Genomic DNA, 25,552 nt, shown 5'->3' on the forward strand with positions numbered 1-25,552 from the left:
TCCAGTGAGCACAAAAAAATCTGGCTCAAATGCTAAAAGCCACGGAAGATCATGTAAATCGGTAGTTTCAGAAAATGTACGTACACAAGTCGATCAAGTCTGGAAAGTCAGCCTCCTGGCCAGTTGATGGCCCATCAATAAGTCATAGATTTTATGACGTTTTCTCATTAATAGAATATTATTCTGTGCTGTGATTTTATTTGCTTGATTGAAGGATGCTATGAACGCTCGAGTTCTCTCTAACCCAAGCCAGTTGGTGGTTCGTAACAGTGAATGGCTGAGCTGCGATAAGATGCTCGTGCTGGGTATGCTTGCTGATGGTCTGGGAAGAGAAATTCTTCAGGAAGGCATTGCAGAAGAAGTTTACGGGCTGGCTCGAGACTTTTCAGTCTACAGGGCCATTAAAGAGGACTGGTCTGCAAGCAGTCAGATGACTCTTCACTATGGCTCTGTGGTCGAATCGACAGCAGGCCACTTTGATGGCGTGCTGATTTTTCTGCAGAAAAGCAAACCTCTGATGGATTTCTGGCTGGCGATGATTGCACCTTTGTTAAAAGAAGACGCTGTCGTCTGGCTGACGGGCGAAAACAGTGAAGGCATAAAATCCTGGCGCAAGCGACTCAGACAGAACTTTTCTGAAGTCAAAAACATGGATAATGCCCGTCATTGCAGTTTAATTGAAGCTTCAGGCTATCTGCACAATGGCGTTGAATTCTCCAGGCCGGATTATTACAGTGCCTATGAACTTAAAGTTCGTGATACATTTATGCCGTTATTCTCTCTACCTGGTGTATTCAGTCATGGACGTGTTGATGTGGGTACTGCAGCACTTCTGGATACCTTTGATCACTGCGCGGCCGAACGTGTTCTCGATTTTGGCTGTGGTGCCGGAGTGGTAGCCGGCTTTCTGGGGCAATTGAACCCCGACGGACATTATACTCTGGTAGACTCCGATGCTCTGGCTCTGGAAAGTTCAACCCGTACCCTGCAGGAAAATAACGTAAGGCACTTTAACGTGATCGCCAGCGACGGTTTATCTGAAATCACTGGTGAGTTTGACCTGATCGTTTCCAATCCTCCATTTCATCAGGGTGTCAAGACTCATTATGCAGTAACGGAACAGTTTCTTGCCCGGTCTGTTGACCTGCTAAAGAAAGGAGGGGAGCTGAGAATTGTGGCGAACAGCTTCCTCCGCTATGAGCCGATCATCAAACAGGCTTTCGGAGATTGTAAAACACTTGTCGTAAAAAAGGGTTTCTCAATCTATCAGGCTTTCAAGCGCTGATCGCAAAAATATTTATATAATATTTTCGCATAAAAACTGATGAAAATGTTATTTCAGTTATAATTGGTGACGCTGATAATCTGCGCTCCTGATTATGGGCAAGCAGCCTTCAGGACCACATTTCATTAGATTAAATGAGTGGTTGAGCACATTGCCCACAGCTGTTCTTAGGGAGACACTCATGTTCGGTCTTACATTTAAAAAAGCTATAACCACCGTCACTCTGGCTATGTCTGTGGTGCTGGCTGGCTGCTCTGATGATCAGTCTGCACAGACACAGGCAGGCAATGATGAAGTTAAGTCTTCTGTCGTTAAAGTCGGTATGTCTGGCACCTATTACCCGTTCACTTTTATGGAGCAGGGTGAACTGAAAGGCTTTGAAGTTGATCTCTGGAAGGAGATCGCTAGTCGCCTGAATAAAGATGTCGAGTTTGTTACGGCACCATTCTCTGGTCTGTTTGGCATGCTGGAAGCAGGTCAGCTGGACACTATTTCCAACCAGATTACGCTGACTGAAGCCCGTGCCGAACGTTATGCTTTCTCCGAGCCTTATGTTTACGACGGTGCCCAGATAGCAGTCCACGAAGACAACAATGATATTAAGTCAGTTGATGATCTGGCAGGCAAGAGAGTTGCTGTGAATCTGGGCTCTAACTTTGAAGCGATCCTGCGTCAGAATGATCCAGAGAACAAAATCAATGTGGTAACCTACGATACCGGCATTGAGCAAGATGTTGTGCTTAAACGTTCTGATGCTTTTGTTATGGATCGTGTCAGCGTAATGGCCCTGATTGATAAGTCTGATTTGCCTCTGAAGTTAGCCGGTGAGCCGATTGAGATCCTGAAAAATGCTATGCCCTTCGTCAATGATCAAGAGGGTCTGGCTCTGAGGGATCAAGTGAACTCTGCTCTGGCTGCCATGGCTGAAGACGGAACTTTGGCTTCTATTTCCGGTAAATGGTTCGGTGGAGACATTACTGTTAAACCTGCAGGGTAAACCTTTCATCCATTACTGTTCTCTGGAATACTGGCCCGTTTGTTCCGAAGTCAGCTACAGGCATTTGAATGATGGATTTTGAATACACTGTCGGAATGCTTCCGACAGTTGCCGTGAATCTGGATACGACGTTTTTTATGACACTGGGTGGTCTGGTGTTATCTCTGTCTCTGGGTCTTGTTCTGGCTCTGGTAAAAATTGCCCGGCCCTTTTATCTTCACCATCTGGCTGACCTGTATATCTCTTTTTTCAGGGGGTCGCCGCTGCTGGTTCAGCTCTTCCTGTTCTACTATGGCCTGCCACAGTTGCTACCTGCTCTTGCAGGTATGCCTGCCATAGTGGCTGTGATCATCGGTCTGGGTCTGCATTTTGCTGCCTATATGTCAGAAAGCATGAGGGCAGCGATCATTAGTATCCATGCAGGGCAGATGGAAGCTGCTTTGAGTGTCGGTATGACCCGGGCCGAGGGCATGAGAAGAATTGTTATTCCTCAGGCGGCAAGGGTGGCTTTTCCAGGATTGATGAACAATGGGATCGATCTGCTCAAGAGCACATCACTTGCCTTTACTCTGGGGGTTGTTGAGATCATGGCCCGCGCCCAGATGGAGGCCGCCAGCAGCTTCCGCTTTTTCGAAAGTTACCTCAGTGTGGCACTGATTTACTGGGGAGTGGTGTTAGTATGCACCTGGCTCCAGAAGTGGGCTGAAGCAAGACTCAATCGAGCATACATTTAGTTGTTCTGTTTTGCGGATGCCGAATCTACGGCACCCGCCTCTCTTCTGCGGTGATTCTGAATTTATAATGTTGTTATTCTGACTTCTACTAATATCGGCGTTATTCATTCTAATTTTTTCCTATACTAACGAAAAGTTATGACCGCGTTTGACCATGGAGAGGTCAGGATGAGTTTAAGAACACGTATAGAGTCCTTGGTACCCCGGCTTGCACATTTCAAGAGTGAAGTGTCACAGCAAGTCAAGGCATTGCACCCTAAAAAAGTGCTGGTTAAAAACTGGGGCCGTTTCGTTCAGGGAATGAAAATAGCGGCCTTCCATGCCAAACGTCTTGCCCACGGTATCTCAGACCGTATCCCCAGAGTTCGTATCACTGCCAGAAGGGTTGTCCAGATCAGGGCTGAGGAAGCCTTGATGGGTAACCGTATCAAGGCAAAGAGTAAAGAAGGTATTCCTCTAAGCTCTGATCAGTCAGAATTTCTCAAGAAGCACGCTGGCTTTGAGGTGAAGTCTCGAGAGGTTGGCTCTGAAGGTAGCAAAACAACTGTTGATTTCCTGGTTAAGGTTAAATCAAGCGCACTGAAAGAAGCTGATAAACAGTTTGAAATCGATCTTGAAGCTTTTGCCAAGGCAAGAGTTGCGTTTGAAGCCAAAATGAAGAAACGCCCTACCGAGGTGACTCAGGAAGAGATTAATGAAGTCAATCAACTGCAGAAGAACCTGGATGACTCGAAATCCCGTCTGGCTTACCTCAGACACATGGCTACAGAGCTCAAGTATAAGGAGCTGGGTGGCCAGTTTGATACTGAGGCTGCCCTTCGCGATGCCATCAGGGTTCAGGTGAAAACTCAGGGCTTGCAGAAAAGTAATGCCTTCAATCTTGTTCAGGGTGTCACCAATAATATCGCCAGTGTGATTCAGGATCGTCTGGATATTGATTCCCGGATCAGAGAGATCAGTGATAAGTACAGAAACAGAGTTTACAAAGACATTATTGCCTTTGTTGATAATCCTGATGAGCATTCAGAACACAATACTCTGGTCAGAGCCCAGCGTAACAGACAGATGATCTGGGGTACTGACAAGCTTCAATTTGCCACAGCAGAAGCGGGTTACTCCAAGCGTTTACCAGGGTTGGATTATTATATGTGTGCAGCCAAAGAAAACTGGCCACAGGGTGAGCCCGTCTATAAAGACCGCCTGGTACTGGAAGCTGTTCGACTCATGCACAATGACTGGTCTCTGTTTGCCAGTGACGTTCAGTCTGAGATTGATAAAATCAGGGTTGATATCGATAAAGAAAATGGCGTTGGCAGTTTTGATTCAGAAAAAATGTGGGAATATCACCACCTGAGAAGTTTCCAGGAAACACTGTCAAAACTGAGAAGGTTTGCAACCAAGGATGCTGACAGCACAAGCCGGGTGGTCGATTTCCTCTCCAGTTATGGTGAAGAGTTGGGACTGGGTGAACACCCGGGCTACAACCTGGATGTGTTGACGAAAGAGGCCCAGGCCAGATACGGTGTCACCAGCTTTAAGCAACTGGAAGAATCAGTGACCAGAACAGAAAAAGGTACGGCTGAGCACCCGGAGTACTTGCCCATTCCTCCTTTTGGTCAGACTCCTCCCCTTATACAACCGGCAGTGAATAACCGGTTTACGGGAGTCGCTTCAATACCATCTACTGATCCATTTCTTTCGGGTTTACAAAAACAACAGGATCCTTCAGAGGTGTTTAAATTGGCTCCATGGCCGACTGATACTGGATCACCTGTATCCAGTCCATTGCCACCGCCACCAGACTTTGGTAATGAATGGGAAGCCTTTGGAGAGCCAGATACGAGTGAATCAGAGGATCCATCCCAGAGCTCTGAAAAAGGTTCCCAAAACAATAGAAATACTTTCTAGCCCTGTTCAAAGAACAAACAAAAAAAACGGCACCTGACCTATAGGTGTCGTTTTTTTCAGGATTCCTTATCCATTTTCTGATAAGCGACAATGTCGTCTACATCGATATTTAAAGCCTCTGATAGCTTCCTTATAGTTTTTATAGACCCGGTTTTTTGTCCACTCTCGATCTGACTGATCATGGAAGCCGATACGCCTGACTTTTCATGTAGCCCTTTCTGGCTAAGCTCTCTGTACTCCCTCCAGACGGTAACGGGGTTATCACCGTTCATGAGCCTGTTTGTGACCTGATCAGGCAAAATCTCATCCTCTCCGTTGAGGAGATCTGCTTTTGCCTCTCTGAAGGCTTCAGAGTCTTCGATGTCTTCCATCTTTTCTAACATCGCCAGATATTCATTGTAAGGCATGACAACGAAAGCTGGTTTTCCTTCGTGATTCAATATTTCAGCCATTTCAAAACTCCGGAGGGACGAAGCCCTTCTCTCTAGTGTTTGTATATTGTTGCAGACTCGACAGGGAGTAAGCAGTTAAAGCTTTAAATAATAGGGCCTGAGAAGATCTATAGTCTCAGTTGTGTACGCTGGGTGTTCGCTGTAGATCGTGATCTGCTCAAGCTTATGTCTTGATCCGGAATGCCCCAGAACCAGCAGGTGACGATGATTTTTATGGGTGTCAGAAGAGCGAATAGCCAAGGTTCGCTCCAGCTTCAAGGGGGTGGCTTGGTGGAGCGCTTCCAAAAACACTGGGCTGGATTCAACCGGCAACAGAATCCAGGCTTTGCCATCTTCAGACATTAGTCTGTCAATATTTTCAGCCAGTTCCAGAAAACTCAAACTGTCTGTGTGACGTGCCAGTGATCGTCTGTCGCAGGGGGCTTTAGAGGCATTTTCAAAGAAGGGAGGGTTGCTGAGTATAAAGTCATAGCGTTTTTCAGGCACAAACGATTGAATGGAGCAGTGATGTAACTTCAGACGACTCTTCCATGGGCTGGCTGAGAAATTTTCCCGGGATTGAATAGCTGCCTGATCGTCCAGTTCAACCGCATCGATGCAGGCTGTCGATCTTTGGGCTGCCATTAAGCTGAGCAGGCCGGTTCCGGCACCAATATCAAGAATGGATTGACTGTTTTCCACCTCTGCTCTGGCGCCAAGAATGCAGGCGTCGGTGGTGATTTTCATGGCAGTCTGGCCCTGTTCTACCCTGAACTGCTTGAATTGAAAATAACTGTTTCTGGCCATCAATAGTTGCTCGCTACCGGAGCTTCTGAAGGCTTTTCAGGCTCTGGTTTTCTTTGTTGAAATACAACGGCTGAAACAATCATCAGCAGCCCCACATAGGTGGAAATATGAATGCTCTCATCCAGAACATTGGCGATGAATATCAGTGAAAGGAAAGGGCTGAGATAGCTGATGTTGCTGATGACTGAGGTGTTTTTTGCCAGTTTGAGGGCTTTGAGCCAGAAAATATAGGCAAATCCCATCTCGACCAGTCCTATATACAAAGCCCCGCTGAGACCTTCCACAGGAATAGGCCAGACACTGGACTGCCAGAAAACAGCCACCGTGATCCAGGGTAATCCAAACAGAAAGCACAACAGCAAGCCAACCTGTGAGTCACCCTTATTTCTGGCGTTTAAAATCCAGTACAAGGCCCAGACCAGGGTGCTGGAAAGCATCAGAATAACACCCTGTGGGCTACCAAAGTTGAGATTTTGCAGCTCCCCCCGGGTACTGATAATTAAGACGCCAAGATAGGCAACGAGACAACAGATGCCATCCTTGAAACTCAGCTTGTTACCCAGCAGCGGCACAGCCAGCAATGTGAGCGCCAGAGGCCAGCTGTAATTCAGTGCCTGAGCCTGCTGGGCGGGCAACAGGTCATAGCCGCCAAACAGGACGATGTGGTAGAGGAAAGGGTTAAGAAAACCTAGCAGGATGTAAAGTCCAAAGTGCTCTCTGCCCTGTTGGATCAGTTGGGGCCACTTGCCCCGGGCAATGACAAAACCTCCCAGAAGAAGGGTTGAAGTTAACACTGACCAGAATACCATTTGCCATGGATCGAGATGGTCGAGGGTAAGCTTGAAGGCGGTAGCAACGGTGGACCACATCAGGGCAGTGGCCAGAGCATAAAGGCAGGCTTTGGTTTGTGAAGACATATACTGTGTCAAGTCGCAACAGTGGGTACCAGCCTGACTCAGGCGGCTAAAACGGGCTTTATATCACGACAGTCAACTTTTCGCCATGTGGGTTTAACAGAGTCAGCCCACGCCGTTCATTTTCAGGAAGTTTTCCAGCACCGCTTCTTGCATCCTCAGGTAGTGAAAGGCAGTTGTCGTGTCGGCCTCAGGGTTTGCCAGCAGAGTTTCCATGGCACTGTTGATGCGCTGACGGGATTCATGGATGAGACGAGTGTCATTTTCCGAGAAGACTTTACTCGGTAGTGAGGTACCAATGGCATATTGATAGCACTGGCGTGTAAAGCTTTTCATCGTATCCTTGAATCGATCGAGAACTTCTTTGCTTTCAAATCCCGGAGTATTCAGAAGAGCCTGATCGATTTGCCTGACATCCTCCGTCTCACAATGAACGACATGCATTGTAAAGGCCGGTTCATCAAGCTCTGGCTTTTTCATGAAGTCTGAGTCTATTCGTAATCCCCTGCTGTTTCTCAATACCAGTGTAGGCAGAGGGTAGGTGGGGATAATGGACACCTGCTCCGGTGCATCCAGCTCGTGGCTGGCTCTTACATCGGCTAATTGCTGCTCAAATACCCAATGATGTAACCGGGCTTTTTCAAGTGGCGTCACAGAATGGTTTTGAAGTTTTCCGGAAGGTTGAACCTGATATTGGGTCGCACTTTGCAAAACAGGATGTTGCTCAGCTGCAGATGTCAACATAGGGTTTGGTTGTCGGTCGGGTAAATCCCCGACACCGTGTTGGGCATAAAGTCTCATGACTTCTGCCTGCATCTGATCATGGTTGAATTTCGTTGCTGTTTTTTCGGGGTCGGGAGCAACACCCTCAATCTTATCGATGAAAATCTCCAGCTCCGCTTTCAGTCTCTCGGTTAATGCTTCCATGCTACTGAGTTCCAGACTTTCAACCAGCCCCTGATGGCGGTGCCCCAGTCGGTCCTGCCAACCCATCAGTTTTCCCTGAAACTGTTTGAGGTCGTGCAGGTTCAGGGCTGAGTCCGGATCTATGTTTCGCTGCAGACAGTGAGCTTTGAAGCCATCATGGCCCGGTAAGAATCGCTTAGCCAGTTGCTGCCTTTTTTCCAGTGTCTTGAGCTGAGCAGCCTGTCCCAGATCTGAAAGCACAAACATGTATTCGGTCACCGCCAGTTTGATAAGATGAGGCAGTGAGTCTGCTTTTTCCATGACGCTTATGACAGTGTCGCAGAAGAATTTTATGTCTTGATAATCTGGAGTGGCTCCATTACCTGTTAGAAAATCTGTGAGCCTGGCTGCCTGATGATCAAAGTTGCGAATTGAGACATCCAGCCCGGTTTCTCTTTTAATCTTTTGCAGGCCCTTACGCAGCCTTCGGATTTGCCACCTTTTGGCTTGCTTGAAAGATATGTTTGAGTCTTCTGGCACTGCGTTATTGCCCGGCATAAGGGCTGTCAGGATTCTTCTGGCTCGTGACGAAGGTTCAGGAAAAGTTTGGTTTTCTTTCGGTGTTTCAACGTATGGAAAGCGGGGAGGGAGTTCAACACCGGAGACCATGTGGGCAGGCAGTGACTGATCGGAAAGCTTTTTGGCCAGAAGGTAGCCTTTACTGATAACAGGGCGTTGCCGGTAATCAGAGCCACTGGTTTTTTTTGGGGGCATTTTACGAACCGGATGTTTGACTGCTTCGGTCTTTTTTCCCCGGAAGCGAGAAACCACATTATCCTTGACGGTTCGGGCAAATCCGGACAGTCCATTATAAACGCTGCTTAAAATGTGCATCCTGCCTTCCCTGGCAATTTCAATCTTTCAGCTACCCGATATTAAAGGCCTGAGCCCGGCGTTTGGCGATTTTCTCAGTATATGTATCGACACTTGAGCTACCGGTATAACCCAAAGCTTTCAGTTTCTTGTCCAGGCCGGTTTTGTCGAATTGGAAGAGTAGAAGGTTGATTTTTTCGTGCATCTCTGGAAAACGATACTGCCTCGTTTTCCAGAGTATTTGGCGCTGTCAAACCTGCGGCAGGTACTTATTTGCCTGGTAGAGGGGATCGGAGGTGTAGCCATTACAGGCCAGAGGTTCCTGATTGCTGTCTGATTGGAGGGAGATAAGGTATTCCGGATAACGGATGTCGTCTATTTCGCCACCAGGGTGGGTAGCGTCCTCAAATAACCGTTTGTTGTCGAGTCCTGGATTATACATGATCGTCTTCCTTTACGATGCTGTTTTTTAAGACTTTAAAACGGGAAAGATTTAAAGCGGTAAATTGTTTAATCAGTTGTCGATGAACGCAGTATTTTTATTTTCTCCGATCTGAAAGTATTCCTGTTAAGCCTTAAAGCTATTGAGATTTGCAGCCCTGAAACATTCTGTCTGTGTTCTTCAGCTGTAAAGACTAAGGTATCGGATTTCTTTTCGACTGTCACTCTTTTGACGTGTGGTATTTTTTTGACAGCATCATCTGGATGCAGGCTCTCGCGGTTAACGCTGACAAATTCAGTTGAAAATGGGGATGCTCTGGAATGAGCGGGGCAAATTACTTATGCGGGTGATGCTATCCCACAGTCGATAGTGAGTGATCTTTACTGCCGAAATGGGCTTTCTGTTATATCATTATCCGTTCTCTAATTTTGAAAATCATTATGCCAGTGACTCAGCCCAAACCCCTGGACCGTAAGTTTTCCGTTGCCCCTATGATGGCATTAACGGACAGACATTGCCGTTACTTTCACCGTTTGCTGTCGGAGCACTCTCTGCTTTATACCGAAATGGTGACTACCGGGGCTCTGGTATTTGGCGATAAAGACCGTTTTCTCAGGCACAATCCTGAAGAGTATCCACTGGCCCTTCAGGTGGGTGGTCATGACCCTCAACATCTTGCCCGGTCAGCCGAGTACGCAGAACAGTCCGGATACCAGGAGATCAACTTGAACGTGGGTTGTCCCAGTGACAGGGTTCAGAATGGTCGTATTGGTGCCTGCCTCATGGCAGAACCCGAGACAGTTGCGGAAGGGGTCAAAGCCATGAAACAGGCGGTGGATATTCCGGTAACAGTGAAGCACAGGGTTGGCATAAACGGTCGTGATTCTTACGAGGAGCTGGTGGATTTTGTCGGAAAAGTGGCTGAAGCCGGTTGCGAAACATTTATTGTGCACGCGCGTATCGCAATTCTTGAGGGTCTGTCTCCCAAGGAAAATCGTGATATTCCTCCTCTAAAGCCTGAGTTGGTTTATCAGCTGAAAAAAGATTTCCCGCAACTGGAAATTACCATCAATGGCGGCATAGGAACCTTTGCCGAGATTGAACAGCATATGGAGCATGTGGATGGTGTTATGTTGGGCAGGGAGGCTTATCATAATCCCTATCTGATGGCTGAAGTCGATAATCGTCTATATGGTACCGGCAAACCGGTGATCGAGCGTCATCAGGTTGTTGAGAGAATGCTGCCCTACATTGAATCCGAGCTGGCAAAGGGCGCATTCCTGAGTCACATAACCCGTCATATGCTGGGTCTTTACCAGGGGCAGCCTGGAGCTCGTAAGTTCCGTCGTTATATCAGCGAAAATGCTCATAAAAATGGCGCGGGGCCAGAGGTGCTGCTTGAAGCAGTCAAGCAGGTTGAAAGTCTGAGGGAAAGAGCACAGGATGCGGCCTGAGATAGTAAAAAAGTCCCAGTGGTAAGCGACGTTGAGCTGAAACCTTCTCTCTGGAATTGATCTTCAGCTCCTGTTTTTGTCTTCCTGTTCATCTTCATCATCTTGATTTTTGTTTTTATCTCGATGTTTATTTTCGTCTTGATTTTTGTCTTCATCAGGGCCATTGGTTTGAATCTGCTCAAGCTGCTTCACCAGTCCACTGAAGGTTTCACGGTTTTCTTCGCTCAGACTCATTAATACCTTATGGGCGTCCAGAACTTTCCTGGCCTGACTGGACTGCTCCAGATTTCCATCGCAGGCAATGTCATGCATGTTCAGATTCAGGTTCAGTTTTTCATAGCCTTCCAGCTCCCTGACTATCACAAACACTCTGTCAAACCCCATACTCAGGAGAATTCGGGTGATGTCATCTTTAGTAGAAATAATAACTGGCACCAGCCCCAGATTTTTTTTGGTTTGAATCGACAATTTGGCCAGGAGGCCCAGAGAGGTGCTGTCGATGGTGTCAGTGTCGGTCAGGTCAATAATGACAGAGGTGAAATCAGGCTTGCTAAGCATCTTTTCAAGAGAAGCACAGAGGGTTAGCCGTACTTCTCCCACCAGTTTCAGAATATAAGTGCCATCGCTTTTTGCGAACAGTATCTTTCCAGTAGTCATTCAGTCTCGAGCCAGGATCAGCAGGGCAACGTCATCTGGAATGGCTTTCATGGTTTCTAGCCCCAGCTTTTCTGTCAGCGCCGATACGGTGACGGCTCCCTCTTTAATAACAGACAACAAGTAGTCTTCCTTCTCCTGAAGTGTCTGCTGTGGCAGTACCTCCAGAATACCGTCGGACAGGATAGTCAAGGTAAATTGCTCGGGCAAGTCAATGGTGACATCTTCAAAAGTGGCGTCTTCAAATAGCCCTACGGGCAACCCCCGGCCTTCAATACAGCGGGTCTCTTCCGGCGTGGAAAGAATGGGCAGAGGGTAGTGACCGCCAAAGGCATAAGTCAGCTTTTTATCACGGGTGTCGACAACACCGCCAAAGACCGCAACATGTTTACCCAGGCCGGTTTCGAGAAGGCTACGGTTGAGGAAGTTGAGCACATGGGAAGGTTTGACCCTGACCCGTCCACCATGAGACTGATATTCCTTGAGCAGGTTCATGGACATGTGTTTCAGTAATACCGTGATAAAGGCCGAAGAAGCACCATGGCCGGAGACATCAGCCAGGTAGAAGGCAAAACTGTGCTCGTTCAGGACGAAGTAGTCAACAAAGTCGCCACTGAGGTAGAGAGACGGGATGATCCGGTGGTCGACCTTGAAATTTTCAAAAATCAGGGGTTCCTGAGGCAGCATCTTCATCTGAACCTGGCGACCGGCCTTCTGGTCCTCCTGCAGCAGGTGCAGGTTGTTTTCCAGTGAGTGAATGGCCTCTTCAAGGCTTTCACGGTAGCGGCGGTTTTCAAGTATCAGCTGAGCATTTTCAAGAGCACGGTTAATGGCGTACTCAAGAACTTCCAGATCGACGATAGGCTTGATGATGTAATCACTGGCACCCAGGCGTAATGCCTGAACGACATCGGTCATGACACCGGCACCGGAAACCACAATAAAGGGTGTATCCGGAGACATCTCCCGGACGTTTCGAAGCACTGCCAGTCCATCCATCTTCGGCATCCGAAGGTCACAGAGAATCAGATCCGGGGAGGTCTCTTTGAATACAGCCAGCCCCTGCTCACCATTTTCTGCCTGAAGAATATTGAATCCGCTGTCTTCGAGATAGGCTACGATGCTTTCTCTGACAATTGTGTCATCATCAATGACCAGGATGGTCCTGCTGGTCATATTTATAATCCTGCCTGCTGGAGAGATCTGTCCAAACCTTTGTCAGGAAAATCTACGTCAAGGAAAACAGAGTGCATCTGACCTTAAACCATTATTGATTTGTCTGTGATGAAACATACTCTCAACCCGGCCTTGCTGCAAGCTGAGGGAAGGTAAAGCAAGGAAATCTATCCGGAGCTGAGGTTCCGTTTTTTCTGGTCTGATCGTCGGATTATATCGAGGCAGAATTGGCCAATTATGCCTCGAATCACTGGGTTAGGAGCCTGATTCAAGGCATTTGAAGAGGTACTACCTGTCAGAAGTCGTCTTCTGGCAGCTGACCTGTAATCAGGTATTCACGGCGTTGCAGATAGGCATCCCGAACAAAGGTATAGCTATCACCCACAATCAAATCTTCAGCGCTGAGCAGGGAGGAACGGGTGCTGACAATGTCCACTCCTCTTACAACCCATTGATTCCGTTCTGGCTCAAATTGTCCCTGAAGGTTCAACATGGAGTCTGGCAATAAGCCGATACCGGATCTGAGTGTTCTGGGCCCGAGAAACGGCAGTACAATATAAGGGCCCGACGGACTGCCCCAGTGAGCAAGCGTCAGGCCAAAGTCTTCATATTGCTGTTCAATCCCCAGTGGGGTGGCGACATCAACCAGTCCCAGCATACCTATCGTAGAGTTAATGCCGAAGCGACCAACTGAAGCCAATGCCTCACCGCCTTTAAACTGTAACAAAGCATTGGCAGCATTACGGATCTCGCCGAGGTTTGAGAAGAAGTTAGTGACCAGCTGCTGAATAGGTTTGGGAGTCACTGCATCATACCCTCTGGCCACTGGCCTCAGGGTATAGTCGTCCAGCGTATGATTGAATGAAAAGATTGCACGATTCGCTCGCTCCCAAGGGTCGTCGTAGGAGACAACAGCAGCACCGGCAGTCGAGATATAACCTGCCAGTAGCAGAGTGGGTATTAATTTAACCATATTTTTTAGAGTATTTTTCAGGTTTGCAGCCAGTGCGCGTCTCACGTTCCTGTCCTCGCTTTCCTTGTTGTTAGAAACTAGCCCAAATCATTGTGTGTAGAGTTATAGTTTGAATCATTTCACAGATGAGTGAAATAATTCATACGGATATTGATCTTTTAAGGATTCAAAAATCTGAAAAATGTATAAAAATCTTTCAATCTTCCTGTGAATCTGCCAAAACCGCGAGCCTGCACCTATTTTACGGTGTTCGTTAAGGATATTTTCTGACCATGCCAGCTAAGGAGTATACGTTTGGACAACCTGGCAATTATTCTCGTACTCGTTTCATCTTTCATGCACGCCGGCTGGAATTGTCTTGGCAAAAAAGTCAGGCCTTCTGGAGCCAGCTTTACCCTGTCCGTAATAATGGGGATGCTGGCTTTTGTGCCTCTGTTGCTTTTCTATATCGACTGGTTGGGAGAAATTTCCCGGGAAATTTGGCATTTGTTGATTCTGAGTGGTCTGTTTCAGGCCATCTACTACCTGGGTTTGGGCCAATCATACCGTTTTGGTGATATGTCGTTGATGTATCCGGTCTCCCGAGCCCTGCCTGTTCTTCTGGTTCCACCGGTTATCGGTTTATTAGGTTGGGGAGCAGAGTTCTCATCGGATAAATGGCTGGCATTCAGCCTGATTGTTTCAGGCTGTATCATCCTGCCATTGTGGCACTGGAGTGATATAAGCTGGTCTCATTACCTCAATTCTGCAACGGCCTTTGCAGTAATGGCTGCTGTAGGTATTACGGGATATTCTGTGGTCGACAGTCAGGCTCTTATGTTGATGAGAGTACTGTGGCCCGTCGAAGGGGTGGCCTTCAAAAGTGCTCTGCTCTATTTGATTCTTCAGGCCATCACAACCTGCCTCTGGCTGGTGCTTTTCACATTTCCTTTTCAGAAGCAGCGAAGGGAAATCGCACAGTTGTTTGCATCTCATCGGGGCACTCTGTTTTTTACAGGAGTGGCGATGTTCTCTACTTACAGCATTGTACTGGCTGCCATGGCATTTGCTGACAATGTCAGTCTGATTGTGGCTTTGCGACAAACCAGCATTCCTGTAGGTGTTTTGATGGGTGTTTTTCTGCTAGGAGAGAGGGGGTCGACACAAAAATGGTGGGGCACCGGATTCATCGTTTCCGGCTTGATTCTGGTAAGTATCTGACGATGCATAAGTAAATGAATCTGGCATGAAACCTGAATGGTAAAAAAGCCATGTTTTGGCACTGGAAGCTGAAAATATCTTGTGAGACTATCAGGTGCTTAGCAATCAGGAGGAATCATGGACGATAGCCGAAAGAACGAAACCGAGACTCGCAGCAGTTTACCCAATTGTCTTAGTGAGACACGGTTACTGGCTCTGAGAAAAGCTTACCTTGCGGGTGAGCTAAGGGTGGACAGTGCCAGAGTGGCAGATAAACTGCTCGCTTTCGAGAGTAAACTTGAATCAGCACTGAGTGACCGGAGTCATCTGAACGACAAAAGCAACTGACTGATTTCGCCGACAGGGATTTATCTTAAGACAGTGCTCAGAACGACTTTAATTCTTGGAAAAATTTCATCGATTCGTTAAAATGAAAGTCAGCCAGCCGGAACGATCTGCCCGCTGGCTTTTCTATGCTCCCTTGGCACAGCTGGATAGCGCGGCCCCCTCCTAAGGGGCAGGTCGGAGGTTCGAATCCTCCAGGGAGCGCCAGATAGAGTAAAGGCTCCAGATTTTGAGCCTTTTTTATCCTTGCGATGGGTCGTCAATAGGTCGGATGCACTACACATTGTCAGAATATTGCTGAGCCAGACTTTCATAGCTTTTTTGCTTGTTCAGCCAGTTATCCAGATCCTCTACCCTGTACCTGACTACTTTTTTGCCCACCCTGAAAAATTTTGGGGGAGCTTCCCCGCAAAGTTCTCCTGAAATCCTTGCTTTATCCAATTCAGATTTTGACAGGCCGATGTACTTTGCTGCTTGTGCTGTATTCAGGACGGCAGGTGAGAGTTCTTTAACGGTATGGTGGTTCATTGAGTTTACCTTTATTGAACAGGTTTATATTTTCAGGTAGCAAACTGCTACTCCAGACTTCATTGGTGATTCTGGTTTTCTGGTACTCGCTTTCATTGATCCAGCCTTGTTGATAGGCAACATCAACAATACGTTCCGTCAGGGCAGTCAAAGATGTGGAGCCTTGCCGTATAAGAACGATGTTGTCAGGAGGCTGCATAAGAAACAGTGCAGGGTATGTGGCAATATTAAGAGATGCAGGTGGCGACCTTTCTATTCGACTGTTTGGGAATGCTGGTATCAACTGTCCATCGGTAGAGATGGTGATCAGTTCAAAGTCGTATTCCATGCTCAGGAGTTGCACTGTCCTGGCCTGAATATGGCAAAGTCTGCAGCTGCCCCGGTAGTAGAAAACCAGTCCGGCTATCCGGGCAACTTTTCTCAAAATAATTTCCCTGGCCTTATGAGCCATATCATCTTTGATTTTTGCCGCTGCCGGAGAGATTGGTCGACGGACATTTTCATCCAGCATGGGGTCGCTTTCGATGATTTGTTTACCAACATAGGCAAACCGTTCTGCTTTTTCTTTTATCAGCCTGTCGAGATAGAGGTATTTACTCACGTTTTCTCTACTGGGAAGGTCGATGGCTTTGTCCAGGTATTGACCGATGTTATCTCTGATCCATGCGGTTGTGAGTGGCTGGTGTCTTTTGGTTTGATCGTTGGCTACATTCTCGTCGGTTTCTGGCTCGGCAATCTGCTCATACCAGAACCAGCCTTCGGAGTGGCGACTAAACCATTGTTGTTCAGCTGAAGCAGTCACTGAATATATTCCGACTAATAGCAGAACGAAGGGCATCAGACTTTCTTCTGCCAGTTGGCTGTCCACCATCCCAGACATAGTGCAGCCAGCCAGGCGGCGGCAGGAATCAGCAATACTGGAACCGGCAGAGGGATGATGATTAGATAAAGAAATAAACCCGGAATCCATTTTGATGCCCGTCGGCTCCAGAGGTTTTGCAATGGACTGGTATAGTGAAAATCGTGATAACGGATTTTTCGGATCAAAAGGCCGTCGAGAATAGCTGCAATAAACATTACGCCCCAGAATGGCAGGCAAGCCAGCAATACGGAGATTCGATAGAACAGCTGTCGTATCAGACTAAGCAAGCTCTTAACCACACCCTGAATGAGCTCCATGGCCTTTGCCAACCCTTCACCCGAGCTTCGATCTGTAGTCGTATGTTCCATCAGAAAGTGCTGAATGCCGGATTTTACAATGGTTGTCGCATATAATTGGTCGCCTGTTCGCATAATCCATAGAGCATTCTCCCGCCCCAGCCTCTGGGCATATTGTTGCTGCTCTTTGTACAGATACTGGTTCATCTTTTGGCCAGAAAAAGCAAGCCAGAGCAATATCAGGCCAAGCCCGAAACACCAGATTGCGAATGGACTGGCTTGTTTTTGAGATGTTGTCATAAGAAAGATGGAATCAGATGTTCAGGATTTTGGGGAGCAAAGAATCGGGATTCTGCCTTTCAATAAACGTCCGCCGCCCAATCGTGCAACGTATTCCAGATTGGGCAGCTCACCAAGCAGTTGCGGCGGAAACAAGTCTCCGGTTTCTTCCAATTGCTGTTCACTTAGGTTGCCGGTGAATTCCATAGGGCGGTTAGCGTCGGTGCTGATGCCCTGATTGCGGATAAAGTAGCGGTAACGAACCGGCGGCAGTTTGTCGGTGATAAATTTCTGGGTGTCAGGGTTCTGTGTTCTCAGGCAGATAAGGTGATTGCAGTTGTCTATAAACTGTTGGGCAGCAGCTTTCGAGCCCAACTGAGCTTCAAAATCAGCCAGTGTCTGAGAAGCGACGTATAACCGGAATTGAGCCCCCCGGCCTTTGTTAAGCAGGGACAGAAGTTGAGGGCAAAGCACTTCTGCGGCTTCATCGACAAACAGGTTGATGGGTTTGTCGTTGCTATCTGTGTAGTTATAACGATCCCCCGCCACGGCCGCCAGGTCTGCCAATAGCAACTGTCCAATGGCTTTGCCGACCATAGGATCAGACAGGGAATCGAGCCCAAAATACATCACCTTGTTTTGCTCAATCAGGCTGGCGGTATGGGTACAGGGGCGCAGGTCGTCTGTATCGGTGGGATCAGGTGATAGCAGTCGGGCCAGTGGGCCTCCTGTCAGCATTCCCAGGTCAGGCAGTAAGGTTGCAATCATTTTTCCATAGTGGGCCCGATCATGTTCGAACAGTGAGATCAGTCCTTCCACATCAATACAGGGCGATTCAGGCATGACCTTATCCCGATAGAACTCTATCCAGCGTCGTGCCTTGGCTTCGGCTTTATTCTTGCCTTTAACTTCCTTCGCCAGAATGATATCTGCTGCCTGAGCCAGGTGTCGTGTACAGACAATAGTAAGCGCTCTAATCAGCAGTCTGGTGACGCCACCTTCCAGTCCCTGACGAATCATGACAAGGGTCGGGCGCTGACCACAGAGCAGATAGCCCTGAACTACGGCATCAACGGCTTTTTGGGCAAAAGCCTGAAAGGGGGCATTATCACCACCGGAAGGCATCAATCCAGAAATCCGGCTGGCCAGCTCGCTGGAACGGTTGAAGTTCTGTAGCAGGTTGATACGAATGGAATTTACAGGAAAGCCCGGATGGAACTTCATAAATCGGTATTGATTGCCTGACAGCTCGCAACTTCTGAGGGTATGGCTAGCAAGATCATGGTCGCCTTTTGGGTCGACGATAATAACGGGCTCATTGCGTAATACGGCTTGTGTCACCAACAAATCAAAGAGTCGGGTTTTACCGCTGCCCGGGACACCGATCACCATGGTATGCATCTGAGTCTGTTCAAGAGGCTGATATAACGGCTCCTCATGTTCTTCCATACCGTGAATCCAGCCTGCTCCCATGTTTTTTTCTGATTTGGTTGGCAGGTTATCACTTCGTAATAGGTCCCAGGCTCTTTGCCCGTGGTGTCGTTGCCATTCAAAGCCCCAGCCTAACCAGACGCCTTGCTCCTGATTCTTTGTTTGCAATGAATGGCATTTTTTTTCCGTTAGTTTTAACAGAGCCAGCTTTTTCCCCTTAAGCCGCCGATGCTGTTGCCATCTTGGCAAAGCCTGTCTCAGCCGAATGAACATCATGACTCCGCAGGAAGCAGAGGTCAGGACAAAACCAATCAGTGGCAGTGAACTGAAAAACGATAAGGTATAGGCTGTAATCATGGCGGAGAACCATACGGCAGAAGAACTCAACTCATAAATGGGTCGCCAGTTTTGCAGATATGGGCGATCACTGATCATGCTGTGTCCCCGTGATGTTTTTTGTTGGCAACCATTGTTTGCACTGTTCGGAAATGACAGGTTGCAGAGCAATGACCAGTCGGCCATTACGTCGAAAAATAATCTGATTGCCAACAGGTCTGATCCAACCTCTCTGGTTCCATTGTTTGAGCAGAATATCCGGTTCTGGAGTTTCCCTGGATTTGACCGCATCAGGCCAAGGCAGCAGAAGGCTGTCTTTCGCCCATTTGATATCCTCTGCGTGGAGGTTACCTATAACCAGCTCAAGCCAACCGAGTTCATTATCCTTTTCCTCTGTTGGCTGATCCTCAGTTTTGGACGGTTTTGTGATCTGGTTAAGCGCCTCCCCATTTTCGAAATGCAATTTGATGCTTTTCAGGCGTGCCAGCTCAACGGCATCGATGATTTGCGATACGCCATGGCCGCTTTTTTGTCTGGTAAGCGCACCGATAAAAGTCTGCCAGAGAGCGCCATTATTGCCATCAGGTTGCAGGGCATTGCGAAATGCCTGCGGTGTCAGCTGCGGCAAAAGTAACAGATTGATGGCTGTATATTCTGGCCCTAATGGTTTCCTGGGATCGTTATCACACTGTTTCCAATGGGGTGAGTAATGGCTAATGCGGTGTTGTTGCAACCAGCTTCCAAGAGGTTTCTGGAACGCTGGCCATTGCTCTGCTGATTGCTCTGCGGATGATGTTTGAACAACAAGACAAGAGGTCATTCTCCCACTGTCATATAAAAGTCCGGCGATCCCTGCCATTAACCGCCATAGCGGTTCCCTTGCTCTGCGTTGATCTGGATACAAGTCATGGTCTCTGTGAATCTGCTGCATGGCTGTGACGGACCAGAAGGCCGTTTCCAGAGCATGGCGGATCGCGCCTGCTGGTTCACAGTGGTGCTGAGGATGAGCAGGTAAGAGATGGAGCCAGTGGGTGAGATTATCCAGTGTTTGGTCAAACATGCGCTGCAGGTCTGCTGGCAAATTCAGCTGCTCGTTTAACTGTTCCAAAAGCTTTTGTTGCTGATGCAGGATTGTTCCTGTGCTCACCTGATATCCAGCGCAACCTGAACCTGGTTGTATAGGCTGATCAGCTTTTGGAAGATTGATTGGTAATAGGATTTTTTCATCAGCGTGATGCGGGTGTAACCATTGATTGATAATGGCTAAAGCCTTTGAGGTGGACATGGTTAAAGCCCGAAAATCGAGTTGATAATTGTAGGAGTGACCTGCAATCCCACAGCGGCACCTACTCCGGTAGCAAAGCCAATTAATGAGTTACGAGCCATGCCGTAGGCCAGTCCGATCAGGACAAAAGAGATAGACAGTGTTCGTCCCAGGTCTCCCTTGATCCAACCCACCAAACGACCATAAATTTCCGCAAAGTCAGTGGAACCTGTCACATTGACAGGATTGGCCGCCTGCAGCTCCTGTGGCAGTAGAGAAAGAATGATCAGAGGTGCCAGCGACACCATCAGTTTCTGCAGCTTCATAACAAGTTGTGGTCTATCAGCAAGCAGTACATACATATTCAGTGACTCCATTAATCATCAGACGGTGAATAGACGGGAATGGCAGACTGCCAGTCTCTTGGTGCGATATCGGTCATCACAACTCCGCCGCTGTGCCAGTTGCCCTGCTTGTCAACCCAGGGTGCAATCCAGATTTTCAGGATTTGAGCGGGTGTGCGGTTGGGTATCGCTTCGGGCGTTACAAAACGAAGATCGGGTTCTGAATAGTTTTTGGGAGCTGAAGGAAACAGGTTTTCAGCAGACGTTGAACCGGTATCCTGATAGACCTGTCTTGCCGATTTACATACGCCTTTGCCGGGTTCCGGGCAGGCATACTCAGCTTCACCAACACCAAACAGTGAGCAGCCCTGAATAACAGGTACCAGCGAAACCATCAGAAGCAATGCTCTGGTATCGTGTTTACACATAGAAAAAGCCTCGAAAGATTAGTTCTTAAGACCACGGGTGAGAATCAGGTCCACCTTACGTTCAGCGCTGATTTCAATGACGGGCACCATCTGGTCAGCCAGCTGCAGGTAAAAATCTGCCAACTTTTCCAATGCTTTGTTACTGCCCTTAATCAAAGAGCTTTGCAGAGCTTGGCTGCCCTTTAAGCCAGACTGAAAAGGAGACTGAATCTGGCCGTTCTGGTTGGGGATTACAGACAAGACTGGGACGGGTTTGGTATCAAAGGCCTCACTGATACCGCTGAGAAAGCCTGCCATAGCCGCCTTGGCCATAACCTGCCCCTGTTTACTGACCAGCCTGCCACGTAATCCGGCTTTGCCATCTTCTCCGGCGATATAACCTTCTAAAGGTCGTTCAATCACTTCTTCCTTGTCGTTGTATTTGAGGATGCACGACAGGGTTTCACTGCGAAGATAAGCCCGCTCGGAACTCAGATCGCCATAGCCTGATGCCAGAACAAAGCATTCCCTGACGTTAGTGCGATAGCGATTGGGCAAAATGGCAGAAGCTTTGATGCGGATTAGGACAGGATAAGGTTCACGTCTTGCCCCTTGCCCTGTCGGAACATCCAGCCCGGTGATTAACTGGCCGGATAGCAGACTTCCGGCCGGTAAGCGCAAAAGCTTTGGTTTATCCTCAGGTTTTGAATTTAGGGTGACTGCCTGAGGGTTGGTAGTTCCTAATACCCGGATAGTTCTGGGTGGTTGAGGAGGTGTGTCATAGTAATCTGTTTCGTTGTATTGGGTTACTGGTGATTGACTGTACTGATTCCACTGCAATACATCCGGAACAGGTTCTGGCAACGAAGGTTCAGGAACAGAGAGTGTGGGTTGAACGGGCTGCTTCAGCTGGCTAATTTCCTGTTGCAACCGCTCCATTTCTTGTTGATGTGCTTCATGCAAAGCTTTCTGTTGCTGATGGATGCGTTCCAGATCACCACTGATACGGTTCAGAGTTAACTCTTTGGGTGGCACACCGGTAAAGTCTACAGAGGTGGTAGTTTGCTCCGGGGTTTTGGTAATGCCTGAATCCTGCCGCTTACTGGTCATAAAAATCAGGGTGACCAGAACCACTGCGGTACCCAACACAATGCCATAACGCTTTATTCTTGGTGTTAAATAATGGTTGATGGTGTTCATTGCTTGATGATTATTTGGTCAGCAGAGAAGGGCGCAATATGGGAGCAGATTCATAATCAGGCGTATTCAGAAGAATAAACAGCTCTCTTCGCTGGCCGGGATGCAGTTTGTTGTTTGGCCACATGGCGACAGCGGCGGTGTGGCTGCCCTGACAATTTCTTTCATGGAATGTAAGCGGCTTTTCGGTGTTATTCTGGGCAGTGCCTATCAGAATGCTGAAGTGATGCCCCTGAACCTGCTGGCCTTTGGAAAAATCAAACATCAGGCCGTCCTGCTCACAATGCTGAATATCGGATTGATGCAACACGCTCAGTTCATAACCTTCCGGTATTTGTCCCTTCACCAGCGCAGCAAGCACTTCCGTGATAGCCTGCTGATAGTCCGAGGCTTCTTCGAATCGTTTTGCTAATGCCTTGTTATGGCTGATTTTTTGCTGCCATTGTTTTGATAGTGACAGTTGGATTTCTTTGGGAGGAACATCCAGTGGTGTTACCAGCAAAGAAAAGGCATGAGACTCATTATCATGAGGAGTGATATACACGACAAAAGGTTCTTCTTGCTGTGAAGAGAGATAAATCACTGAACCTTCAATCCGAATATCAGCCTGATCAATAGTTCGAATCTGGGGAGCGGCAAAAGGCGTGACAATTCGGTTCAGGTGTAGACGACTCAGTGTTACGGGTTGCTGCTGACCCGGTGATACCTGCAACTTGACTGGTGCAGCTGCCAGAGTCAATGAACAGTAAAAACAGACAACAACAAGCGCTTTGTTCATAGAGGAATCGCTGAATAAAGGAGGATTACTTCAGATCAGATTCAATCTGAATGACAGCAAGCACAGGGCGATAACGGATCAGACTGAACTGAAAGGTAAAGGTTTTCTGCCCATACAGGCGTTGATGGCCCGATGAGAGAGCACTGTTCCCCGTCACTCTGACCTCATGAGTGTTTTCATCAAATTCAAGCTGCAATGGCTCAAAGCTCAGGGAAACATTGTCTTCCCGTAACTGGTGGAACTGCCGATTCAATATTTCATGGACTTGCCGGTGCAGATTGGGTGAAAGCAGACTTTGCAGCCTGGATTCAACAAACGACAGATTCTGCGGATTCACATTGCCCAGCAATTCAGCCAGAGACAGCCCCCACCATTCGTAATAAACCCGAGAAGCTGCACTGGACTGAATTCCAACCTGTCCATCCATAAACGGCAAGCTCAACTCAACAGCCGGTTTGCGACTCAGGCAGTGGAAAAGCAGTAGTGCATTCGTCAGCACCAGTACCAGTAACATCAGCCTGTCCATACAGAGCTGCTGACGCCATTGCTTCAGACGACGCAGATAGTTTTGAATGGTCATTTTCGGGAAGGGTAAAAGACCCGAACATAAGGGTTGGGCAAGGTTCTGGCTTTTACAAAATAAAAGCCCAGCCAGTAAAGCCGGTGGCTCAGGTGGCCGTCAGGGTGACGGTCCCGAAACCGTCGATAGACACGAATCGCCATCCAGCCCAGGAGCATGCCCAGAAGCAGCTGGTCAAACCAGATACCCCAGATCAGGCCCACGGCTACGGGGTAGATTTCATCCAGAGACCAGAACAGGAACTGGATGGGGTCGTTGATGGTGCGGGGGATTTCCATGATGCTTTCGACTCACTTACCGCCTATACTCTGTAAGACATATTCTTACAGGAGGTGCAATATGGCTCGAACATTAACCATCAGCCTTGGAGACGAACTTCAGGGCTATGCTCAACAGCTGGTCGATTCCGGTGCGTACTCATCCGTCAGTGAAGTGGTGCGCGAGGCGTTAAGAAACCTGAGAGAACAGAAAGCTTCGTCAAACCTGGAGCAATTGAGGGCAATGATTGACGAAGGTGATAACAGTGGTGAACCGGTTGATCTTGAAGTTGAAAAGTTCCTTTCCCAAATGAAAAAACGTTAACCCTTATGCCCCCATACAAGCAGTACTTGTTCAAGCCCCGTGCACGACAGGATTTGGAAGGCATATATGACTATACCGTTAGTGAGTTTGGAGAAGAGCAGGCTGATCTGTATATCCGAAATCTTTTTGATACCTTTCAACGACTGGCCGAAACACCGGGCTTTGCTCGATGCCGGGATGACCTCAGAAAAGGGCTCAAATCATACCCTGTGAAGGCTCATATCGTTTTCTTCAGAGAAACGGTGAATGGTGTATTAATTGTCAGAGTGCTTCACCAATCGATGGATTTTCAATCACAAAAATACTGATCGATTCTGGGAAATGCTCACTGCTGTCGAAGATTTATAGTTTTGGTGTTTTGATAGTGGTTGAGTTCTGATGGGGTAATACTGTCGTATCGGGCTTCCAATCGTTTTCGACTGTCCTCCCTGTGCTGGTCGAAATCCAGCCTTGACCCTCTGCCCGTCAGAGTTTCCAGATTCAACTGTTTCAATGTATCAGCATTCAACTCTGGCAGTTTGTTTTGCAATTTTAACAATGCCAGCCACTCGCTAAGGTCAATCTGGTTCCAGTTCACAGCTTGCAGAGTTTCAGGCGTTATACCCGAGCAATCGGGATGTTCGGCAGAGCCGCATCCAGTGTTCAGCTGCTTCCTGATCTGCACTTGCATGATGCGGGAAAGGGGTGAACTGAAACAGCAATAGCGGTTGTACTCCATGCTGCTCAATCCCAAAAACTTGTTTTCCCTGTAGCTGCCGACTTTATGGCAGGTTTTCATCTCCCGTTTGGCGGCTAATTCAAATTCTTCGGTTTCACATTTGTTGGTGATCTGGATAATCCCCTGTGTCAGGAAAGTTGTCGCTGATGGCTTCTGGTAGTTTTACATTGTAACTATCCCAATTGTTAGGAATAATATCGTTATTCTTTGGACTTTCTATTGTCCAACCCCTTCCCTTAGTGTCATCATCAAACCTATCGATTTTTTAGTAGTTATGCCTCTATATGTCTAAAACCATAGCCTTTTATGAAGACAATTCAGATACTTTCTATGACTCTACCGTGAGCGTTGATGCACAGGCATTATACGACCGGTTTCTACCACTATTACCTGATCAAGCTCATATACTCGACGCCGGATGTGGCTCAGGGCGGGATTCTCTGGCTTTTTTGAAAGCTGGTTTTACAGTTACTGCATTTGATGGCAGCAGAAGTATGGCTGAACGAGCTACCTGTCTGACAGGGCTGGATGTCAAACATGCATTGTTTATAGATTACAGCCCCGAAGTAAAGTTTGATGCTATCTGGGCATGTGCCTCACTGCTTCACGTTCCTCTTCAAAATTTGGCTATGACTTTCTCTCACCTTGGTAATTTATTGAAATCAGGTGGACTTTTTTACTGCTCGTTCAAGCTGGGTAGTGGTGAAGAAGAACGGGGGGGAAGGCATTTTACCCATCTCGATGAAAAACGGCTTGAGAAGATTCTGGCAAAAAGTGATTTGAGCATCGCCAGAACCTGGGTCACTCAGGACTTACGGCCTGGCCGTGAAAATGAACACTGGTTAAACGCAATTCTGAAAAAGACTTGATGT

At 47.8% G+C, this 25,552-nt stretch carries 30 protein-coding genes and 1 tRNA gene; 11 read left to right on the forward strand and 20 right to left on the reverse strand.

Features of this window, described 5'->3' with window-relative positions:
* Positions 1–220: 220 nt before the first annotated feature.
* From ACOMG9_RS07520 to ACOMG9_RS07535, 4 genes are all read left to right on the forward strand, one after another.
* Positions 221–1,285: a class I SAM-dependent methyltransferase gene (locus ACOMG9_RS07520; RefSeq protein ID WP_448216447.1), complete on the forward strand. Its 1,065-nt coding sequence runs from the start codon at positions 221–223 to the stop codon at positions 1,283–1,285.
* Between the two features lie 181 nt (positions 1,286–1,466).
* Positions 1,467–2,282, forward strand: a complete 816-nt coding sequence (locus ACOMG9_RS07525) for an amino acid ABC transporter substrate-binding protein (RefSeq protein ID WP_448216448.1) — start codon at positions 1,467–1,469, stop codon at positions 2,280–2,282.
* A 68-nt stretch (positions 2,283–2,350) separates the two neighbouring features.
* Positions 2,351–3,016 (forward strand): amino acid ABC transporter permease, encoded by a 666-nt coding sequence (locus ACOMG9_RS07530; protein WP_448216449.1) that lies wholly within the window; start codon positions 2,351–2,353, stop codon positions 3,014–3,016.
* Between the two features lie 168 nt (positions 3,017–3,184).
* Complete coding sequence (locus ACOMG9_RS07535) at positions 3,185–4,924, forward strand: hypothetical protein (RefSeq protein ID WP_448216450.1); 1,740 nt, start codon at positions 3,185–3,187, stop codon at positions 4,922–4,924.
* Between the two features lie 56 nt (positions 4,925–4,980).
* On the opposite strand, the gene ACOMG9_RS07540 is transcribed toward ACOMG9_RS07535, so the two are convergent.
* The 5 genes from ACOMG9_RS07540 to ACOMG9_RS07560 form a co-directional block, all read right to left on the reverse strand.
* Positions 4,981–5,376, reverse strand: a complete 396-nt coding sequence (locus ACOMG9_RS07540; RefSeq protein ID WP_448216451.1) for a helix-turn-helix domain-containing protein — start codon at positions 5,374–5,376, stop codon at positions 4,981–4,983.
* A 75-nt stretch (positions 5,377–5,451) separates the two neighbouring features.
* Entirely contained in the window at positions 5,452–6,162 is a 711-nt protein-coding gene (locus ACOMG9_RS07545; protein ID WP_448216452.1) for a tRNA1(Val) (adenine(37)-N6)-methyltransferase, read from the reverse strand.
* A complete protein-coding gene (locus ACOMG9_RS07550) occupies positions 6,162–7,079 on the reverse strand; it encodes a DMT family transporter (RefSeq protein WP_448216453.1) in 918 nt (305 codons plus the stop codon). The genes ACOMG9_RS07545 and ACOMG9_RS07550 overlap by 1 nt, the downstream gene beginning before the upstream one ends.
* A 102-nt stretch (positions 7,080–7,181) precedes the next feature.
* The gene (locus tag ACOMG9_RS07555; RefSeq protein ID WP_448216454.1) at positions 7,182–8,876 is read right to left on the reverse strand and encodes a hypothetical protein; all 1,695 of its coding nucleotides are present in this window, start codon (positions 8,874–8,876) and stop codon (positions 7,182–7,184) included.
* Between the two features lie 229 nt (positions 8,877–9,105).
* The gene (locus ACOMG9_RS07560; RefSeq protein WP_422137524.1) at positions 9,106–9,297 is read right to left on the reverse strand and encodes a hypothetical protein; all 192 of its coding nucleotides are present in this window, start codon (positions 9,295–9,297) and stop codon (positions 9,106–9,108) included.
* A gap of 440 nt (positions 9,298–9,737) precedes the next feature.
* On the opposite strand from ACOMG9_RS07560, the gene dusA reads away from it, so the two are divergent.
* Positions 9,738–10,751: a tRNA dihydrouridine(20/20a) synthase DusA gene (gene dusA / locus ACOMG9_RS07565; protein ID WP_448216455.1), complete on the forward strand. Its 1,014-nt coding sequence runs from the start codon at positions 9,738–9,740 to the stop codon at positions 10,749–10,751.
* Positions 10,752–10,814: 63 nt separating this feature from the next.
* Here dusA and ACOMG9_RS07570 read toward each other — a convergent pair whose 3' ends face one another.
* The 3 genes from ACOMG9_RS07570 to ACOMG9_RS07580 form a co-directional block, all read right to left on the reverse strand.
* Complete coding sequence (locus ACOMG9_RS07570; RefSeq protein WP_422133083.1) at positions 10,815–11,408, reverse strand: STAS domain-containing protein; 594 nt, start codon at positions 11,406–11,408, stop codon at positions 10,815–10,817.
* Positions 11,409–12,581 (reverse strand): response regulator, encoded by a 1,173-nt coding sequence (locus tag ACOMG9_RS07575; protein WP_422133084.1) that lies wholly within the window; start codon positions 12,579–12,581, stop codon positions 11,409–11,411.
* Positions 12,582–12,876: 295 nt separating this feature from the next.
* The gene (locus tag ACOMG9_RS07580) at positions 12,877–13,599 is read right to left on the reverse strand and encodes an MlaA family lipoprotein (RefSeq protein ID WP_422133085.1); all 723 of its coding nucleotides are present in this window, start codon (positions 13,597–13,599) and stop codon (positions 12,877–12,879) included.
* A 249-nt stretch (positions 13,600–13,848) separates the two neighbouring features.
* Between ACOMG9_RS07580 and ACOMG9_RS07585 the strand changes: the two genes are divergently transcribed.
* The 3 genes from ACOMG9_RS07585 to ACOMG9_RS07595 all read left to right on the forward strand — a co-directional run bounded on the left by ACOMG9_RS07585 (position 13,849) and on the right by ACOMG9_RS07595 (position 15,285).
* The gene (locus ACOMG9_RS07585; protein ID WP_494530012.1) at positions 13,849–14,754 is read left to right on the forward strand and encodes an EamA family transporter; all 906 of its coding nucleotides are present in this window, start codon (positions 13,849–13,851) and stop codon (positions 14,752–14,754) included.
* 117 nt (positions 14,755–14,871) lie between these two features.
* Positions 14,872–15,081 (forward strand): flagellar biosynthesis anti-sigma factor FlgM, encoded by a 210-nt coding sequence (locus ACOMG9_RS07590; protein ID WP_448216457.1) that lies wholly within the window; start codon positions 14,872–14,874, stop codon positions 15,079–15,081.
* A 127-nt stretch (positions 15,082–15,208) separates the two neighbouring features.
* Positions 15,209–15,285 (forward strand) — tRNA-Arg (locus tag ACOMG9_RS07595).
* Between the two features lie 69 nt (positions 15,286–15,354).
* On the opposite strand, the gene ACOMG9_RS07600 is transcribed toward ACOMG9_RS07595, so the two are convergent.
* The 11 genes from ACOMG9_RS07600 to traL all read right to left on the reverse strand — a co-directional run bounded on the left by ACOMG9_RS07600 (position 15,355) and on the right by traL (position 23,658).
* Positions 15,355–15,606 (reverse strand): helix-turn-helix transcriptional regulator, encoded by a 252-nt coding sequence (locus tag ACOMG9_RS07600; RefSeq protein WP_448216458.1) that lies wholly within the window; start codon positions 15,604–15,606, stop codon positions 15,355–15,357.
* On the reverse strand, positions 15,587–16,486 hold the full coding sequence (gene traF, locus ACOMG9_RS07605) for a conjugal transfer protein TraF (RefSeq protein WP_494530013.1): 900 nt from the start codon (positions 16,484–16,486) through the stop codon (positions 15,587–15,589). Before traF ends, ACOMG9_RS07600 begins: the two co-directional genes overlap by 20 nt.
* Complete coding sequence (locus tag ACOMG9_RS07610) at positions 16,444–17,064, reverse strand: IncC plasmid conjugative DNA transfer DtrJ family protein (protein ID WP_448216460.1); 621 nt, start codon at positions 17,062–17,064, stop codon at positions 16,444–16,446. The genes traF and ACOMG9_RS07610 overlap by 43 nt, the downstream gene beginning before the upstream one ends.
* A gap of 21 nt (positions 17,065–17,085) precedes the next feature.
* Positions 17,086–18,909 carry a conjugative transfer system coupling protein TraD gene (gene traD, locus ACOMG9_RS07615; RefSeq protein WP_494530014.1) on the reverse strand — a complete coding sequence of 608 codons (1,824 nt, stop codon included), beginning with the start codon at positions 18,907–18,909 and terminating at the stop codon, positions 17,086–17,088.
* Positions 18,899–19,957: a TraI domain-containing protein gene (locus ACOMG9_RS07620; protein WP_494530015.1), complete on the reverse strand. Its 1,059-nt coding sequence runs from the start codon at positions 19,955–19,957 to the stop codon at positions 18,899–18,901. The genes traD and ACOMG9_RS07620 overlap by 11 nt, the downstream gene beginning before the upstream one ends.
* A 140-nt stretch (positions 19,958–20,097) precedes the next feature.
* Positions 20,098–20,436, reverse strand: coding sequence for a TraA family conjugative transfer protein (gene traA, locus ACOMG9_RS07625; RefSeq protein ID WP_422137529.1), 339 nt, complete (start codon positions 20,434–20,436; stop codon positions 20,098–20,100).
* A gap of 14 nt (positions 20,437–20,450) precedes the next feature.
* The gene (locus ACOMG9_RS07630) at positions 20,451–20,846 is read right to left on the reverse strand and encodes a TraV family lipoprotein (protein WP_448216463.1); all 396 of its coding nucleotides are present in this window, start codon (positions 20,844–20,846) and stop codon (positions 20,451–20,453) included.
* A gap of 18 nt (positions 20,847–20,864) precedes the next feature.
* A complete protein-coding gene (locus tag ACOMG9_RS07635) occupies positions 20,865–22,025 on the reverse strand; it encodes a TraB/VirB10 family protein (RefSeq protein ID WP_494530016.1) in 1,161 nt (386 codons plus the stop codon).
* Positions 22,026–22,035: 10 nt separating this feature from the next.
* Positions 22,036–22,800 (reverse strand): hypothetical protein, encoded by a 765-nt coding sequence (locus tag ACOMG9_RS07640; RefSeq protein ID WP_494530017.1) that lies wholly within the window; start codon positions 22,798–22,800, stop codon positions 22,036–22,038.
* Between the two features lie 25 nt (positions 22,801–22,825).
* Positions 22,826–23,326: a TraE/TraK family type IV conjugative transfer system protein gene (locus ACOMG9_RS07645; protein WP_494530018.1), complete on the reverse strand. Its 501-nt coding sequence runs from the start codon at positions 23,324–23,326 to the stop codon at positions 22,826–22,828.
* A gap of 50 nt (positions 23,327–23,376) precedes the next feature.
* Entirely contained in the window at positions 23,377–23,658 is a 282-nt protein-coding gene (gene traL / locus ACOMG9_RS07650; protein WP_422137534.1) for a type IV conjugative transfer system protein TraL, read from the reverse strand.
* Between the two features lie 61 nt (positions 23,659–23,719).
* On the opposite strand from traL, the gene ACOMG9_RS07655 reads away from it, so the two are divergent.
* Complete coding sequence (locus ACOMG9_RS07655) at positions 23,720–23,962, forward strand: type II toxin-antitoxin system ParD family antitoxin (protein ID WP_494530019.1); 243 nt, start codon at positions 23,720–23,722, stop codon at positions 23,960–23,962.
* Positions 23,963–23,967: 5 nt separating this feature from the next.
* The gene (locus ACOMG9_RS07660; RefSeq protein WP_494530020.1) at positions 23,968–24,270 is read left to right on the forward strand and encodes a type II toxin-antitoxin system RelE/ParE family toxin; all 303 of its coding nucleotides are present in this window, start codon (positions 23,968–23,970) and stop codon (positions 24,268–24,270) included.
* 17 nt (positions 24,271–24,287) lie between these two features.
* Here ACOMG9_RS07660 and traN read toward each other — a convergent pair whose 3' ends face one another.
* Entirely contained in the window at positions 24,288–24,812 is a 525-nt protein-coding gene (gene traN / locus ACOMG9_RS07665; protein ID WP_494530386.1) for a conjugal transfer protein TraN, read from the reverse strand.
* Between the two features lie 152 nt (positions 24,813–24,964).
* Between traN and ACOMG9_RS07670 the strand changes: the two genes are divergently transcribed.
* The gene (locus ACOMG9_RS07670; protein ID WP_448216468.1) at positions 24,965–25,549 is read left to right on the forward strand and encodes a class I SAM-dependent methyltransferase; all 585 of its coding nucleotides are present in this window, start codon (positions 24,965–24,967) and stop codon (positions 25,547–25,549) included.
* Positions 25,550–25,552 lie beyond the last annotated feature (3 nt).

The organism is Endozoicomonas sp. PH6C (genome assembly GCF_059322965.1).